Origin of the sequence: Bradyrhizobium brasilense, from assembly GCF_029714345.1 — a bacterium.
Classification (GTDB): Bacteria; Pseudomonadota; Alphaproteobacteria; order Rhizobiales; family Xanthobacteraceae; genus Bradyrhizobium; species Bradyrhizobium australafricanum.
Genome location: NZ_CP121669.1, coordinates 3,390,986 through 3,407,460, shown reverse-complemented (window position 1 = coordinate 3,407,460; position 16,475 = coordinate 3,390,986). Strand labels below are relative to the sequence as shown.

The window sequence follows — 16,475 nt, the reverse complement described above, 5'->3', positions numbered from 1 at the left end:
GCGTGGCCAACGAAGAAGCTTATGATTGCGACGCGCTGGTCGTCGGCTCCGGCTGCGCCGGGCTGTCGGCGGCGGTCACCGCCGGCCATCACGGCCTCAAGGTCCTGGTGGTCGAGAAGGAGCCGCGGTTCGGCGGCACCACCGCGCGCTCCGGCGGCTGGCTATGGATCCCCGGCACCTCGCTGGCCAAGGCCTGGGGCATCGAGGAGAGCCCCGATCAGGCCAAAACCTATCTGCGCCACGAGGCCGGCAACAGTTTTGACGCCGCCCGTGTCGATGCGTTCCTGACCGAGGGGCCGAAGGCGGTCGACTTCTTCACCACCAGCACCGCGATACGCTTCGACATGCCGCTGACCTTCCCCGACTATCATGCGGAAGCGCCGGGCGGCGCGCAGGGCGGCCGCTCGATGGTGACGCGGCCGTTCGACGCCCACGAACTCGGCGACGCCCTCAAGAATCTCGGCAGTCCCCTGCCCGAGCTCACCGTGTTCGGCATGATGCTCGGCTCCGGCAAGGAGATCGTGCATTTCATGCGCGCGACCCGGTCGCTGACCTCGGCGGCCTATGTCGCCAAACGGCTGTCGAAGCACGCCATCGACGTGATGCGCAACGGCCGCGGCATGACGCTGACCAACGGCAACGCGCTCGCCGGACGGCTGGCGAAATCCGCCTTCGACCTCAAGATCCCGCTCTGGCTCAACTCGCCGGTGCGCGAATTGATCGTCGAGAACGGTGCGGTGCGCGGCGCAGTCGTCGTGCGTGAAGGACGCACGATCCGCGTCAACGCCAAGCGTGGCGTGGTGCTCGCCTGCGGCGGCTTCCCGCATGACGTCGCGCGACGGCAGAAGATGTTTCCGCATGCGCCGACCGGAAAAGAGCATTACTCGCCGGGCCCGACCGGCAACACCGGCGACGGCTTGCGCCTTGCGGAATCCGCCGGCGGCCGCGTCGACGACTCGCTGCCGAACGCCGCGGCCTGGGTGCCGGTCTCGGTCACGACGCGCAAGGACGGCTCGAAAGGCGTGATGCCGCATTTCATCGATCGCGCCAAGCCGGGCGTGATCGCGGTAATGGCCGACGGCAGGCGCTTTGCCAATGAAGGCAATTCCTACCACGACTTCGTGCAGGCGATGATCAAGGCGGCGAAGCCCGGCGAGGAGATCGCGGCGCATCTCATCTGCGATCACGGGACGCTGCGCAAATACGGCCTCGGCTGCGTGCCGCCGCGCCCGATGCCGCTCGGCCATCATCTGAAGACCGGCTATCTCAAGCGCGGCGCGACGCTGGCGGAGCTCGCCGCGCAGGCCGGCATCGACGCCAAGGCGCTCGAGGCGACCGTCGCGGAGTTCAACACCACCGCGGCGGAGGGCCGCGATCCCGCCTTCGGCAAGGGCTCGCGCGCCTATAACCGCTACCAGGGCGATGCGCTGCACGGGCCCAATCCCTGCATCGCGCCGATCCAGCACGGGCCGTTCTACGCCATCAAGATGGTGATCGGCGATCTCGGCACCTATGCCGGCATAAGGACCGACGCCAACGCCCGCGCGCTCGACGCCGACGGCCAGCCGATTGCCGGCCTCTATGCCGCCGGCAACGACATGGCGAGCATCATGGGCGGCAACTATCCCGGCGCCGGCATCACGCTCGGGCCCGCGCTGACCTTTGGCTATATCGCGGGCAAGCACATTGCAGGTGAGACGGCGGCGGAGAGAAGCAAGTTGTGAGTACCGTCATCCCCGCGCAAAGGCTTCGCCTTTGTCGCTGGAGGTGCGAGCGGAGCGAGTCTCGAAGGATGGATCGGCCACCAGCCGGGCCGTGCATCCTTCGAGACGCCCGCTTCGCGGGCTCCTCAGAGTCTGACTCATAAATCACCCAACCTTAGCTGCAGCCGCGAGTCTGCGGGTCAGGAGCCTGATGTGTGCAATCAGCAGCCAGGCAGCTTCGGTTGCGACCGTCGCCTCGAAGTCCTTGGCGAGGCGGCGGCATCTGCCGAACCAAGCGAATGTGCGTTCAACCACCCACCGCCTCGGCAGGAGCTGGAAGCCTTTGACGCCTTGAGGCCGCTCGACGATCTCGATAGTCCATGGACCGCAGTCTGAGAGTGCGTCGAGGAGTTGATTTCCGCGGTAGATCCGGTCGGCAAAGACGTGGCGCAGCCGGGGGAAGTTCATCCGCACGTTCTTCAGCAGCGGTACGGCGCCATGGCAGTCCTGAACGTTGGCCGGATGAACATGAACCCCGAGGAGGAGGCCATTGGTATCCGTCACAATATGCCGCTTGCGGCCGTAGATGCGCTTGCCTGCATCGTAGCCGCGCGGTCCGCCAGCTTGCGTGGTTGGCGCACTTTGACTGTCGATCACGGCTGCCGTCGGCTTCGGTGTCCGTCCAAGCTTTTTTCGCGCCCGTCGGACAAGCACGCTGACAATCCTCTGCCACCGGCCTGTATCCCGCCATCTATAAAAATAGCCCTGCACCGTCGAATAGGGCGGGAACTCCTGCGGCAACGCCCGCCACTGGCAGCCAGTCGAAACGATATAGAGGATCGCTTCGATCACACGACGCAGCTCCGTCTTACGCGGCCGGCCGCGCCGGTTCGCTCGCGGCAACAGGCGTCTGATCAGCGCCCACTCCGCATCGGTCATATCGCTTGCATAACGCAGATCGTCCCGCCGATATTGCTCCCGAGTGATCTTGGTCCAGGGCATCGTGCTCTCCCTCGAATCTTTGCAAATCCGATGGAATCACACCCCACTCAGATCACTCACCCATTTTTCAGTCAGGCTCTCAGGATGACGGGTGGGGACCTGTCACTCACAACGACTTCCCGCGCAGATCGACGTCTCGCGGACGGCAAAGTTTCCTGCTAAGTGCGAACGCGCGAACCCAAACAGGGCCACATGACGAGAGAGAGCCGCGGCATACAGTCGATCGAGGTCGGCGGAGAATTGCTCCGCGCGCTGGCCCGCAGCGGCGAACCGATGATGCTGCGCGATCTCGCCCGCGAAGCCGGCATGCCGCCGGCCAAGGCGCATCCCTATCTCGTCAGCTTTTCCCGCATCGGCCTGATCGAGCAGGACGAGACCACCGGCCGTTACGAGATCGGGGCGCTGGCGCTGGAGCTTGGCCTGATCAGCCTGCGCCGGCAGTCCGCAGTGCGGATCGCAACGCCGCGGATCGCAGCGCTCGCCGACAGCATCAATCACGCGGTGTCGCTGTCGGTCTGGGGCACCCACGGCGCGACCGTGGTGCGGCTCGAGGAGCCGAGCCATCCGGTGCACATCGCGATGCGCGTCGGATCGGTGGTGGCGCTGCTCGAGACCGCGACCGGCCGCGCCTTCGCCGCCTTCATGCCGCCGAACGCGATCAGGACCGCACTCGAGAGCGGCCTCGATCGCCTCGGCGTCGGCTACAATCCGAAGCGTCCGCCGGCGGACGCGAAGACGGCCGAGATCCTCGCCGAGGTCCGCAGCCGCGGGCTGGCGCGCGCGATCGGCGATCCCCTGCCCGGCGTCAACGCCTTCGCCGCGCCGGTGTTCGATCACGCCGGCCACGTCGCGCTGGTCATCACCGCGATGGGGCCGGAAGGCACCTTCGACGCCAGCTGGGACAGCGCGATCGCAACTGCGTTGCGGGGCTGCGCGGGCGATATCTCGCGGCAGCTGGGGCACGGCACGGCACGGGGTGTCGATATTGAGGTGAAGTGATCAGAGTGTTCAGCCGCTCTCTCATGCGCATGCGCGGGTGATTACACCGAGAGCTTGGCAGACATCATGAACCGAGAACCATCCTCATCGTCGTCCCGGCGAAGGCCGGGACCCATAACCACCGAAGTTCATTGTTGTGCGATGCTGGAATGACGAGTCCCGCCGACAACATCCGCCGCGGCGTATGGGTCCCGGCCTTCGCCGGGACGACGGCTTGTAGATGCAGGCCACGCCACACAATCGGTGTCGCCCTGACGAATGGAGAGGCGCCTGCAAGTCCAGCAAAAAGCCCCGGACCATGCCGGGGCTCTTCACTTCATCGCTCGCGATGACCGCGGATCAGTAGCGGTAGTGATCCGACTTGTACGGACCTTCCTGCTTGACGCCGATATAGTCGGCCTGGTCCTTGCGCAGCTCGGTCAGCTTGACGCCGATCTTGGCGAGGTGCAGGCGGGCGACCTTCTCGTCCAGCGTCTTGGGCAGCACGTAGACCTTCTTGGCGTACTTGCTGTCCTTGTTGTTGGCGAACAGCTCGATCTGCGCCAGCGTCTGGTTGGTGAAGGAGGCCGACATCACGAAGGACGGGTGGCCCATCGCATTGCCGAGGTTCACGAGGCGGCCTTCCGACAGCATGATGATGCGGTGCTTGTCGGGGAATTCGATCTCGTCGACCTGCGGCTTGATGTTGGTCCACTTCAGATTGCGCAACGCGGCGATCTGAATCTCGTTGTCGAAGTGACCGATGTTGCAGACGATGGCACGATCCTTCATCGCGCGCATGTGCTCGATGGTGATGATGTCCTTGTTGCCGGTGGCGGTGACGAAGATGTCGGCGCGCGGCGCCGCGTCTTCCATCGTCACGACCTCATAGCCTTCCATCGCCGCCTGCAGCGCGCAGATCGGATCGACCTCGGAGACCATGACGCGGCAGCCGGCCTGGCGCAGCGAGGCGGCCGAGCCCTTGCCGACGTCGCCGAAGCCGGCAACCATCGCGACCTTACCCGACAGCATCACGTCGGTGCCGCGGCGGATGCCGTCGACCAGCGACTCGCGGCAGCCATAGAGGTTGTCGAACTTCGACTTGGTGACGCTGTCGTTGACGTTGATCGCCGGGAACAGGAGCGTGCCCTTGTTGGCCATCTCGTAGAGGCGATGCACGCCCGTGGTGGTCTCTTCCGAGACGCCCTTGATGTTCTTGGCGATCTCGGCGAACCAGCCCTTCGGCTTCTCCTTCAGGAGGCGCTTGACCAGCGCGTAGAAGATCTCCTCTTCCTCGGAGCCCGGCTTGTCGAGGAAGGCGGTATCACCCTGCTCGGCGCGGTAGCCGGCATGCACCAGCATGGTGGCGTCGCCGCCGTCATCGAGGATCATGTTCGGCGTGCCGCCGCCGTGCCAGTCGAACAGCTTCGCGGTGTAGTCCCAGTACTCGGTCAGCGTCTCGCCCTTGATCGCGAACACCGGAATGCCGGCGGCGGCGATCGCGGCCGCGGCGTGATCCTGGGTCGAATAGATGTTGCAGGAGACCCAGCGGATGTCGGCGCCGAGCGCGGCCAGCGTCTCGATCAGGACCGCGGTCTGGATCGTCATGTGCAGCGAGCCCGCGATGCGCGCGCCCTTCAGCGGCTGCTTGGGGCCGAACTCCTCGCGGGTGGCCATCAGGCCGGGCATCTCGGTCTCGGCCAGCGAGATCTCCTTGCGGCCGAAATCGGCGAGCGCAATGTCCTTGACGATGTAGTCGGTGAAGCCGGGCTTCGTGGGGGCGTTCATTTGAGCGTCCTGTTGTTGAACTGGTCGTTCCGGGGCGCCTCGAAGAGGCGAACCCGGAATCTCGAGGTGATGATTAGGGATTCCGGGTTCGCTCGCTCCCGCGAGCGCCCCGGAATGACGCAAGTATCAGAGCGCGCGCTTCAGCTGCTCGACGAGGTCGGTCTTCTCCCAGGAGAAGCCGCCCTCATTGTCGGGCGTGCGGCCGAAATGACCGTAGGCCGAGGTGCGCGCGTAAATCGGGCGGTTGAGATCGAGATGGCTGCGGATGCCGCGCGGCGTCAGATCCATCGCCTTTGCCGCCGCCTTCTCAAGCTGATCCTCCGACACCTTACCGGTGCCGTGGGTGTCGATGTAGATCGACAGCGGACGCGCCACGCCGATCGCATAGGCGAGCTGCAGCGTGCAGCGGTCGGCGAGACCGGCCGCGACGATGTTCTTGGCGACGTAGCGCGCGGCATAGGCGGCCGAGCGGTCGACTTTGGTCGGATCCTTGCCGGAGAACGCGCCGCCGCCATGCGGAGCCGCGCCGCCATAGGTGTCGACGATGATCTTGCGGCCGGTCAGGCCGGAGTCGCCGTCGGGACCGCCGATGAAGAACTTGCCGGTCGGATTGATGTGCCAGATCGTCTTGTCGCTGATCCATTCCTTCGGCAGCGCCTCGCGGACATAGGGCTCGACGATGTCGCGGATCTGCTTGGACGACAGGTCCTCGATCAGATGCTGGTGCGAGACCACGATCTCGCGGACGCCGACCGGCTTGCCGTTCTCGTACTGCACCGTAACCTGGCTCTTGGAGTCCGGACCCAGCACCTTCTCGCGGCCGGAGTGGCGCGCTTCAGAGATCAGCCGCAGGATCTTGTGGGCGTAGAAGATCGGCGCCGGCATCAGGTCCGGCGTCTCGTTGGTGGCGTAACCGAACATGATGCCCTGGTCGCCGGCACCCTCTTCCTTGACCTCGCCCGGCTGCAGCGCGTCGACGCCCTGCGCGATGTCGGCCGACTGCGGATGCAGCAGGATCTCGATGTCGCAGTTCTTCCAGTGGAAGCCGTCCTGCTCGTAACCGATGTCCTTGATTGCAGAGCGAACCACGCTCTCGATGTGGTCGTTGGTGACCGAGCTCGGGCCGCGCGTTTCGCCGGCGATCACCACCTTGTTGGTGGTCGCGAGCGTCTCGCACGCCGCGCGGATCTGCCACGGGTCGATGCCCGCTTTCGGTCCCTCGCGATAGAACAGATCGACGATCTCATCCGAAATACGATCACAGACCTTGTCCGGATGGCCTTCCGAGACCGACTCGCTGGTGAACAGGTAAGACGCGCGCATCAAGCAAACCCCTTGTTAAGTCGAAGTCCGACGTTGGTTGGTGAATATGTCCCCGGCATGTCAGTCTCGTCGCCGCGAGATGACGTAGGATTCGTCGTAGAACCACAGCCCGTTGTGTTTGCGGAGAACTTCGCGTGTGGCCTCGAGAGCTCGTCCGTTTTCGGTCGTTTCGGTCAACCGCTCATCTTCGATCTGCGCGACATACACCGCCGCATTCCACGCAGCAAAGGCCGTCGAGGTTCCGATCGTGCCGGTCACCTCATTGGGCAGCGCTTCCATATCATATCGGAAGATCGAACGGTTATCGGCGTAGGCGTTGAAGTTCAGCTCGCGGCCGGCGGAGCCCAGTTCGTATTTCACCGCGCGCAGTATCTCATGGCGGCTGACGGCGAAAGGATTTTCTCCGGGCCAGACCGCTTGAATCATTTCAAGCCCGGGATCGCCGCCGTGGGAGTGGATTCCTATCAGCCGCCCGCCGCCGCGCAGCGCGCGGGCCAGCGGCGCGATAATCCGCTTGGCGCGGAAGTTCACCGAGGATTTGGCACGGTAAGGTTGCGAGGCGATCACAAGATCGAAATTGGCTTCGGTGCGGCCGGCCCGCGGAATGATGGAATCGAGCAGGAACCGGTGATCGTCCCGGTACAGGACCAGCGCCACCGGCCGCTCATAGATCGGCATCGCATTGCCGGGGCTGAGATTGGCGCGCCAGTTCTGCTCTAGGAACGGACCGAGTTCGGCGATCTGGGCCTCGAACTCACCCGAGGACGCGCCCCGCAGGGCCACGTCGTGCCAGATCATGCTGGCGGCCGCCGCGGAGTTCTTGGGCGTCAGCCACGGCGCCTCGGCGTAATACATGTTGGTGAACACGAAGACGCTGGCCGGATGCTCGAACAGGCGGTCGGGGACCTTGTCGAGGGTGAGGCGGACGTCCTCCAGGCTCAGTTCCTTGCCGGCGACATAGAACGGCATATGTGGGAAGCGGCCATGCATGGCGCGCAGGACCCGGGCCAGCACCGTGCCGTCGCCCATTCCGGCATCGAACACCCGCAGCGCCGGCGGCCGCGGGTGGATGGCCGCCAGCTCCAGCGCAACCCGGTCGGCGATCACCCGCTTCTCGCTGCAGGTGTGGACGAACAGCAAATAGCGCTGGCGGTTCTCGAAAAACCGGAAATTGCCCCGTGGATCGCGCTTTTCCGGCGGCACCACGAGGCCGCGCGGCGGCGCCACGCCGCCCGGCGTCGAGGTCGCGATGAAGGCGTTGATGCGGTCGAGCGTATCGATGGTGATGCGCTTACCCTCCCGCAGCCGGTACACCAGCTTGCCGTCATTGACGGCACGGCGGCCGAACGTCGTCTCCGCCATGTCGGAGCGGCGGCAGAAATCCGTGATCTGGCTGAGGATTTCGTCGTTCTTCATGGCGCCTTGGGTGGGCAGCGGCGAGTGGGACGGGAGTGGGCAGAAATGATGACTGGCAGCGTCTTATCACCATTTTCCCACCAGTTGAACCCCCCTCTGCTGCCCGATCACCAAACAGTCAGGACCGCCCCCTGGACCGTCTCTTGGATCGCCCTACCGTCATCGATCGCCATGACGGCTTTACCACCCGGATGACCGATGCGCCGCCTGCTCCTGATCCCCACCCTCCTTGCCGCCTTGCTCTGGTCGGCGCCCTGTTTCGCCCAGGCGCGCTCCCAGCTCGGTCCGCTCTGCACGACCGAGACCACGCCGGCCGACCAGATGATCGACGCCTGCACCAAGATCATCGCGCTGAAGGTGTTTTCCGGCGAAAAGCTCGCGACCATCTATTTCTGGCGCGCGGTCGGCTGGAACAAGAAGGGCAACTACGCCCAGGTGATATCCGACGCCACCGATGCGCTGCGCCTCAAGCCCAGCACCGCCGTCTACAATTTGCGCGGCTCAGCCTATTTCGACAAAGGCGAGTACGACATCGCGATCGCCGACTTCAACGATGCGCTGCGCCTGGGGCCGCCGAGCGGCATCATCTTTCACAACCGCGGCAACGCCTATCGCAGCAAGGGCGACTATGCCAAAGCGATCGCCGACTATGACGCCGCGATCAAGGCCGGTCCGAAGTCGGCCTTCTCCTATCAGAACCGCGGCGCCTCGAAGCGGGCGCTCGGCGATCTCGACGGCGCGCTCGCCGACATCAACGAGGCGGTCAGGATCGACCCGTCGCTGCCGCAGCCGCTGATCAGCCGCGCCGTGATCTGGCGCGCCAAGGGCGAGATCGAGCGCGCGATTGCGGACACGACGGAAGCGATCCGGCTCGCCAAAGCCAAAGCGCCCGTCAACATCATGACGCCGCCCGGCAGCGTGCTGATCTCGGCCTATACCCAGCGCGGCCTCAGCTATGAAGCGAAGGGTGATGCTGCGCATGCCAAGGAAGATTACGCCTCGGTGCTCGAAGGCGTGGCATCCGATGCCGGCAGCAAGGCCAACCAGGCCACCGCGAAGGTACGGCTCGCGCTGCTCAAGGAGGCCGACGCGGCACCGCGCAAGACCGCGGCAGCGCCGGCCGCTGAGAGCAGCCCGGCCGCGCCACCGGCCGCTTCCGTCAAGACACCGGCACCGGCGCCGCCCGCCGCGGCGGCCCCGGCGGCAGCAACCGGCCGACGCCTCGCGCTGGTGATCGGCAACGGCGCCTATGCGCATGTCAAGGCGCTGCCCAATCCGGCCAACGATGCGCGCGCCATCGCCAGGAGCCTGCGCGACATCGGCTTCACCGTCTCGGAGGGGCTCGATCTCGATCGCGACACGATGCGGAAGACGATCAACGATTTCCTGCGCGAGGCGGCGCGGTCGCAGATCGCCGTGGTCTACTATGCCGGTCACGGCGTGCAGGTCGACGGCCGCAACTATCTCGTGCCGGTCGACATCGAGTTCAGGGCGGGCGCGCGCATGACCGACGCGATGGTCGACATGGACACGATCATGGCCGGGCTCGACGACCAGATCCGCACCAACATCCTGATCCTCGATGCCTGCCGCAACAATCCGATGGCACCGCAGCTGGCCTCCGCAGGTCCAAGCCGCGGCATCGAAGCGGGCTCCGGCCTTGCCGCGCCCGCCTCGCTCGGATCGGGCTCGACGCTCGGCGCCGGCACGCTGATCGCGTTTGCGACCGCGCCGGGCCAGGTCGCGCTCGACGGCGAAGGCGCCAACAGCCCGTTCTCGGCGGCGCTGTCGCGCCATGTCGGCACGCCCGGCCTCGAGGTGCAGCAGATGCTGACCCGGGTCCGCGCCGAGGTCGTCGCCGCGACCAAGGGCAAGCAGGTGCCGTGGTCGAACTCCTCGCTGCTCGGTGAGGTCTATCTGGCGGAGCAGTGACACGGCGCTCTCCACGTCATTGCGAGCGCAGCGAAGCAATCCATACCTCCATGCAGGGGAAAGATGGATTGCTTCGTCGCTTCGCTCCTCGCAATGACGGAGAATGCGGCCTTACTTCCCCCACACCTCGTTCGCGACCTCGACCGCGAGCCGCAGCTTGGCCCACTGCTCTTCCTCGGAGAGAATGTTGCCTTCCTCAGTCGAGGCGAAGCCGCATTGCGGCGACACCGCGAGCTGCTCGATCGGGGCAAACTTGGATGCCTCCTCCAGCCGCCGCTTGATGTCGTCCTTCTTCTCGAGCTCGCCGAACTTCGAGGTGATCACGCCGACCACGACGACCTTGTTGCCCTTGGGCAGGAAGCGCAGCGGCTCGAAGCCGCCGGCACGGTCGGAATCATATTCGAGGAAATAGCCGTCGTAATTGGTGCCGGCGAGCAGGGTCTCGGCGACCGGCTCGTAGCCGCCGGAGGATATCCAGGTCGAGCGGAAATTGCCGCGGCAGACATGGGTCGTGATCACCATGTCGGACGGACGGTCGGCGATCGCGTAGTTGATGACCCGGGCGTAGATGTCCTGCAGGCCGTCCGGATTGTCGCCGCGGTCGCGCGACTTCTGCAATTCCTCCTGCGAGCACAGATAGGCCCACACCGTGTCGTCAAATTGCAAATAGCGGCAACCGGCATCGTAGAACGCCTTGACCGCCTTGCGATAAGTCTTGCCGAGGTCCTGATAGAATTCCTCGAGGTCCGGATAGACCTCCTTCGAGATCAGCTTGCGGCCGCCGCGGAAATGCAGCACCGCCGGCGAGGGGATCGTCATCTTCGGCGTGACATGCGCCTGGTCGGCGTACTTCTTCAGGAAGCGGAAGTGATCGAGCATCGGGTGATGATCGGAGAAATCCAGCTTACCGATCACCCTGATGGCGTCGTGCCGGGTCTGCACGCCGGCGAACTGGATGCCCATGTCGGGATGGAACAGCTCGCAGCCGGTCAGATGGCTGAGGAAATCGAAGTGCCACCAGGAGCGACGGAACTCGCCGTCGGTCGCAAGCTTCAGGCCGACCGAGGCCTGCTTGTGCACGACCTTCTCGATCTCCATGTCCTCGACCTTGCGCAGTTCGTCGGCCGAGATCTCGCCCTTCTCCAATCTGGCGCGGGCCTCCTTGATCTTCGGCGGCCGCAACAAGCTGCCGACCTCGTCGGCGCGGAACGGAGGCTTGGTTCGCTGCATGGTCAACTCCCGGACGTTTCTCATGTGCCTTCTAATGTGCCTTGGCCCCTGAGACGCCGAGGTGGCGCTCGAGGACGGAGGGATCGGCTTTCAGCGCGCTGCTTGCAGCATCGTGCACGATCGTGCCGCGTTCCAATATCACAACGCGGTCGGCCAGCCCCAGAATCTTTTGCGCGTTCTGCTCGACGATGATCGAGCAGATGCCACCCGAGCGCGTGATGGTTCCGATCGCCTTTAACAATTCCTCAACGATGATCGGCGCGAGGCCTTCGGTTGGCTCGTCGAGCAGCAGCACTTTCGGATTCAGGGTCAGCGCGCGGCCGATCGCCAGCATCTGCTGCTCGCCACCGGACAGCTGGTTGCCGAAATTGCGCCGCCGCTCCTGCAGCCGCGGAAACATCTCGTAAACCCGCTCGACCGTCCACGGCCCGGGCTGCGCCACCGCGGTCATGTTCTCTTCCACCGTCAGCGAGCGGAAGATGTTGCGCTCCTGCGGCACCCAGCCGATCCCGGCGCGGGCGCGCTGGTCGGGCCGCATCGCCGTGATGTCGCGGCCGGCGAGCGCGACGCTGCCACTGAGGCGCCTGACGATGCCGACGATCGAATTGATCAGCGTGGTCTTGCCGGTGCCGTTGCGGCCGAGCAGCGCGAGCACCTGGCCCTCCGCAAGCGCCAGCGACATATCGGGCAGCACCACCGCCTCGCCGTATCCGGCACGCAGGCCCTCGATAGAAAGAAGGTCAGGCATCGGCGGCCTCGCCGAGATAGACCGCCCTCACCTGCGGATCGCGCGCGACCTCATCGGGCGGGCCCTCGGTGAGCAGGCCGCCATTGACCAGCACCGAGATGCGGTCGGCGAAGGAAAACACGAGGTCCATGTCGTGCTCGATCAGGAGCACGGTGACGTCGCGCGGCAGTGCCGCCACCGCCGCCAGGATGTCGTGACGCTCGCTCTCGGGCACGCCGGCCGCGGGCTCGTCGAGCAGCAGCACGCGCGGCTTGGCGGCGATCGCGACCGCGATCTCGAGCAGGCGCTGCTTGCCATAGGGTAAGGTCGAGGTGGGCTCCGTCATCACGTCGAGCAGATGGAAGCGCGACAGTATCTCGGCGATCTCGGCATTGACGTCGCTCCGCGTTCCCATCCGTCGCCACCAGTCGCCGCCGCGCCCCATCCGTTCGGAGACCGCAAGCCCGATGGTTTCGAGCGGGGTCAGGTCGGGATAGAGCTGGTTGATCTGGAACGTGCGCGACAGCCCGCGCAGCACCCGCTTGTGGACGGACAGGCCGGTGATGTCGCTGCCTTCGAGCAGGATGCGCCCGCTGTTCGGCGTCAGCACGCCGGTCAGCTGATTGATGACAGTGGTCTTGCCCGCGCCGTTCGGCCCGATCAGCGCGTGGCGGGCCCCCTGCATCACCTTGAGCGAGAGATCGCGGGTGACGCGAAGGGCGCCGAAGGATTTTTCGAGGCCACGTGTTTCCAGCGCGATCGTCATGACGCGTCGCTCTCCGGTACGGCAACGGCGGCCTTGCGGCCGGCGAACTGGCGGATGATCAGGTTGGGCACGAACAGCACCCAGCGATGGATGCGCGCACGGCCGACCAGCACGATCACGACCAGCACGAGGCCGATCCAGAACAGCCAGTATTGCGGGGTGATGCTCTGAAACAGCTCCTGCAGCATCTTGAACACGACGGCGCCGATCAGGCCGCCATAGAGATAGCCGGTGCCGCCGATCACCAGCACCAGCATCAGGTCGGCGGAGCGCTCGAAGGAAAACACGTCGAGCGAGGCGAGCGCCGTGGTCTGGGTGAACAGCGCGCCGGTGATCCCGGCATAGAAGGCGGCCAGCGTATAGACCGCGATCAGGCGGCGGTTGACCGGCACGCCGATGGCGGCCGCGCGCAGCGGATTGTTCCGGATCGCGCGCAGCGACAGGCCGAACGGCGAATGCACCACGCGTCGCGCGAGCAGGAACAGGATGAACAGCACGATCAGCGAGTAGAAGAACCCGGTCTTGCCGAACATGTCGAACGTGAACAGACCGAGGATCGGCTGCATCTCGATGCCCTGCAGCCCATCGGTGCCGCCGGTGATGTTGGAGAAGCGTTCGGCGAGCGCTTCCAGCAGCAGCGCGATGCCGAGCGTCACCATCAGCCGCGTCAGATCGACACCGCGGATGACGAGAAAGCTAGTCAGGATGCCGAGCACCGCCGCGACCAGACCGGCGGCGACCAGTGCGATCACGGGCTCGTTGATGATGCCGTGCAGCGCCAGCAAGCCGGCCGAATAGGCGCCGACGCCGAAAAAGGCAGCGTGGCCGAGCGAGACGATGCCGGCGTAGCCGAGGATCAGGTCGAGCGACAGCGCGAACAAGCCGAGCCGCACGATGTCGGTCATGATCAAATAGCGCGACGGGAACAGGAAGGCGCAGGCGAGCGCCAGCGCCCAGAACGCGACCTCGCTGATCCGCCAGCGCGCGCTGGCCATCGCGTGGGTGGAGACGTCGGACAGCGCGGTCATATCAGCCTCACCGCGCCGCGGTACGGCCGAACAGGCCGTTCGGACGCCAGAGCAGGATCACGATCATGACAGTGTAGATCACGAAGGGACCGAGCTTCGGCACGTAATACTTGCCGGCGACATCGGCGATGCCGAGTAGCAGCGACGCCAGGAACGGTCCGGTGATCGAGGACGAGCCCCCGACGGTGACGACGATCAGGAAGTAGATCATGAATTTCAGCGGGAAATACGGATCGAGCCCGAGGATCTCCGCGCTCAGCGCACCGCCGAGACCTGCGAGGCCGCAGCCGAAGGCAAAGGTGAAGGCGAACACCTGCGGCACGTTGATGCCGAGCCCGATCGCAGCGCGCGGATCGTCGACCGCGGCGCGCAGCCGGCTGCCGAACCGGGTCTTGGCGAGGATCAACTGCAGCACCAGCGTGAGCAAGCCACAGATCACGACGATCATCAGCCGGTAACGGCCGATGCCGACGCCGAACAGGTCGATCTGGCCTTCCAGCGCCGCCGGCAGTTTGATGAAGACCCGCGACGATCCCATGATGTAGTCGACCGCCGCGACCGACATGAACACCAGGCCGATCGAGAATAGCACCTGATCGAGATGGCTGCGGCTATAGAGATGGCGGTACAGCGTGCGCTCCAGCGCGATGCCGATCACCGCGCTGCCGACAAAGGCGAGCGGCAGGCCTGCGAAGAACGGCCAGCCGGAATTGTTCACCAGCACGGCGCAGATATAGCCGCCGGCCATGGCGAAGGCGCCATGCGCGAGGTTGACGAAATTCATCAGCCCGAGCGTCACCGCAAGCCCGCAGGCAAGCACGAACAGCAGCATGCCGTAGGCGACGCCGTCGAACAGGTTGGTCAGGATAGAGGCCATGAAGTCAGCTTAGCCGTGAGGACGCAACATGAACAACAGCTCGAACGTCAAGGTCATCGTCATGGCCGGGCCTGTCCCGGCCATCCACGTCTTTCTGCTCGCCGGGAAGAAAGACATGGATGCCCGGCACACCTGCGCGAAGACGCGCTTCGCGCTTTTGGCCGGGCATGACGTGGTGAGGGCCGGGGCGCACGCCGCCGATGACGATGCTATTTCTTGGTCTTGCCGGAATCCTTGACGGCCTCGAAAGTCGCGAACTCGACATTGTAGAGCTCGCCGTCGACCTTCTCGACCTTGCGGATATAGATGTTCTGCACGATGTCGCGGGTCTCCGGATCGATCGAGATCGGGCCGCGCGGGCTCTCCCACTTCATGCCCTTCATCGCCTCGATCAGCTTGTCGCCGTCGGTCGCACCATTGGTCTTCTTCAGCGCCTCGTAGATCAGATGGATGCCGTCATAGCCGCTGACCGCCATGAAGCCCGGGCGGTTGCCGAACGCCTTCTTGTAGGCGGCGACGAACTCCTTGTTCATCGCGGACGGATGCGCGGCCGAATAGAGATGCGCCGTCACCGCGCCGAGCGCGGCATCGCCCATGTTGTTGAGCAGATCGTCGTCCATGACATCGCCCGGTCCGATCACCCTGATGCCGCTCTTGTCGAGCCCGCGCTCGGCATATTGCTTCATGAAGTTGCCGCCCTGCCCGGCCGGCACGAATACGAACATCGCGTCGGGCTTGGAATCCTTCATGCGCTGCAGGAACGGCGCGAAGTCCGGATTGGCGAGCGGGACCTTGACCTCCTCGACGATCTCGCCGCCGCCGGCGGTGAAGTGCTGCTTGAAGAAGGTCAGAGCATCGTTGCCGGGCGCGTAGTCGGAGGTCAGCGTCGCGACCTTCTTGATGCCGTTCTTCACGGCCCAGTCGCCGATGATGGTGGAGGACTGCGCCAGCGTGAAGCTGGTACGCACGATATAGGGCGAACGCTCGGTGATGATCGAGGTGCCGGCCGCCATCACGACTTCCGGGATCTTGGCCTGCGTCGCCAGCGGCGCCGCGGCGAGCGCTGCGGGCGTCACGCCGAAGCCGGCGATGAAATTGACCTTGTCGTTGACGATCAGTTCCTGCGCGAGCCGCTTGGTGTTGTCCGGCACCGCGGCGTCGTCCTTCAGGATGATCTCGATCTTCTTGCCGGCGACGGTGTCGCCCTTCTGCTGCATGTAGAGCTTGATGGCGTTATCGATCTGCTTGCCGGTCGACGCCTGACCGCCGGTCATCGGCAGGATCAGCCCGATCTTGACGGCGTCGTCCGCCCACGCCGGCACGCTGGCACACAACCCGGGAAGCACGGCCGAAGCGGCGCCCCACAGCAACATTTTGCGACGATTGAACATCGACGTCCCTCCCCCTTCCGCTGTTCTGCATCGAGCCTTGGTCCCCGGCTCTTGCCTTGTTTTAACTCAAGCATGCACGGCCAAGCCGCAACGCGACAAGGCGTCTCCCCGTGCCCTCTGTCAATCGGACGATGGACGCGTGCCGCGCGCGACGCGATCGGGTCTGGTTGCAGAGACAAGTATCAGGATACCAATATCGCTCCACAAGACTCAATGCCTCCGCGAGAAGCGGTCTCGCGCATTCAAGGCCGCCGCCGGCTCGATTCATTTGTACGATCGTACAAACGCAGCGGCAATGTCAACAAACAAGCACA

The 16,475-nt window shown here is 65.0% G+C and carries 14 protein-coding genes; 4 read left to right on the top strand and 10 right to left on the bottom strand.

The features are described from left to right. Positions 1-2 precede the first annotated feature (2 nt). A complete protein-coding gene (locus QA635_RS15785; protein WP_283070189.1) occupies positions 3-1,724 on the top strand; it encodes an FAD-dependent oxidoreductase in 1,722 nt (573 codons plus the stop codon). 144 nt (positions 1,725-1,868) lie between these two features. Here QA635_RS15785 and QA635_RS15780 read toward each other — a convergent pair whose 3' ends face one another. Further along, positions 1,869-2,705, bottom strand: coding sequence for an IS5 family transposase (locus QA635_RS15780; protein ID WP_283061922.1), 837 nt, complete (start codon positions 2,703-2,705; stop codon positions 1,869-1,871). A 192-nt stretch (positions 2,706-2,897) separates the two neighbouring features. Between QA635_RS15780 and QA635_RS15775 the strand changes: the two genes are divergently transcribed. Further along, positions 2,898-3,704, top strand: coding sequence for an IclR family transcriptional regulator (locus QA635_RS15775; protein WP_283070187.1), 807 nt, complete (start codon positions 2,898-2,900; stop codon positions 3,702-3,704). A gap of 339 nt (positions 3,705-4,043) precedes the next feature. Here QA635_RS15775 and ahcY read toward each other — a convergent pair whose 3' ends face one another. The 3 genes from ahcY to QA635_RS15760 all read right to left on the bottom strand — a co-directional run bounded on the left by ahcY (position 4,044) and on the right by QA635_RS15760 (position 8,210). Further along, positions 4,044-5,471, bottom strand: coding sequence for an adenosylhomocysteinase (ahcY, locus tag QA635_RS15770; RefSeq protein WP_057016727.1), 1,428 nt, complete (start codon positions 5,469-5,471; stop codon positions 4,044-4,046). Between the two features lie 126 nt (positions 5,472-5,597). After that, positions 5,598-6,794, bottom strand: coding sequence for a methionine adenosyltransferase (gene metK, locus QA635_RS15765; protein ID WP_050384612.1), 1,197 nt, complete (start codon positions 6,792-6,794; stop codon positions 5,598-5,600). 60 nt (positions 6,795-6,854) lie between these two features. Then, positions 6,855-8,210 carry a hypothetical protein gene (locus tag QA635_RS15760; protein ID WP_283070184.1) on the bottom strand — a complete coding sequence of 452 codons (1,356 nt, stop codon included), beginning with the start codon at positions 8,208-8,210 and terminating at the stop codon, positions 6,855-6,857. A gap of 198 nt (positions 8,211-8,408) precedes the next feature. On the opposite strand from QA635_RS15760, the gene QA635_RS15755 reads away from it, so the two are divergent. After that, entirely contained in the window at positions 8,409-10,142 is a 1,734-nt protein-coding gene (locus tag QA635_RS15755; RefSeq protein WP_283070183.1) for a caspase family protein, read from the top strand. Positions 10,143-10,253: 111 nt separating this feature from the next. Here the strand turns inward: QA635_RS15755 and QA635_RS15750 are convergent, their stop codons facing one another. From QA635_RS15750 to QA635_RS15730, 5 genes are read right to left on the bottom strand one after another with little or no spacing between them, the layout of a single operon-like run. Further along, positions 10,254-11,372 (bottom strand): cobalamin-independent methionine synthase II family protein, encoded by a 1,119-nt coding sequence (locus QA635_RS15750; RefSeq protein ID WP_283070182.1) that lies wholly within the window; start codon positions 11,370-11,372, stop codon positions 10,254-10,256. Between the two features lie 31 nt (positions 11,373-11,403). Next, positions 11,404-12,120, bottom strand: a complete 717-nt coding sequence (locus tag QA635_RS15745) for an ABC transporter ATP-binding protein (RefSeq protein ID WP_283070181.1) — start codon at positions 12,118-12,120, stop codon at positions 11,404-11,406. Then, positions 12,113-12,865, bottom strand: coding sequence for an ABC transporter ATP-binding protein (locus QA635_RS15740; RefSeq protein ID WP_283070179.1), 753 nt, complete (start codon positions 12,863-12,865; stop codon positions 12,113-12,115). Before QA635_RS15740 ends, QA635_RS15745 begins: the two co-directional genes overlap by 8 nt. Continuing rightward, entirely contained in the window at positions 12,862-13,893 is a 1,032-nt protein-coding gene (locus QA635_RS15735) for a branched-chain amino acid ABC transporter permease (protein ID WP_283070177.1), read from the bottom strand. The genes QA635_RS15740 and QA635_RS15735 overlap by 4 nt, the downstream gene beginning before the upstream one ends. Before the next feature lie 7 nt (positions 13,894-13,900). Continuing rightward, the gene (locus QA635_RS15730; RefSeq protein ID WP_283070175.1) at positions 13,901-14,770 is read right to left on the bottom strand and encodes a branched-chain amino acid ABC transporter permease; all 870 of its coding nucleotides are present in this window, start codon (positions 14,768-14,770) and stop codon (positions 13,901-13,903) included. Positions 14,771-14,798: 28 nt separating this feature from the next. On the opposite strand from QA635_RS15730, the gene QA635_RS15725 reads away from it, so the two are divergent. Continuing rightward, complete coding sequence (locus QA635_RS15725; RefSeq protein WP_283070174.1) at positions 14,799-15,008, top strand: hypothetical protein; 210 nt, start codon at positions 14,799-14,801, stop codon at positions 15,006-15,008. Here QA635_RS15725 and QA635_RS15720 read toward each other — a convergent pair. Beyond that, positions 14,980-16,161 (bottom strand): ABC transporter substrate-binding protein, encoded by a 1,182-nt coding sequence (locus QA635_RS15720; protein WP_141343202.1) that lies wholly within the window; start codon positions 16,159-16,161, stop codon positions 14,980-14,982. The two genes, QA635_RS15725 and QA635_RS15720, sit on opposite strands and share 29 nt — an antisense overlap. Positions 16,162-16,475: the final 314 nt, after the last annotated feature.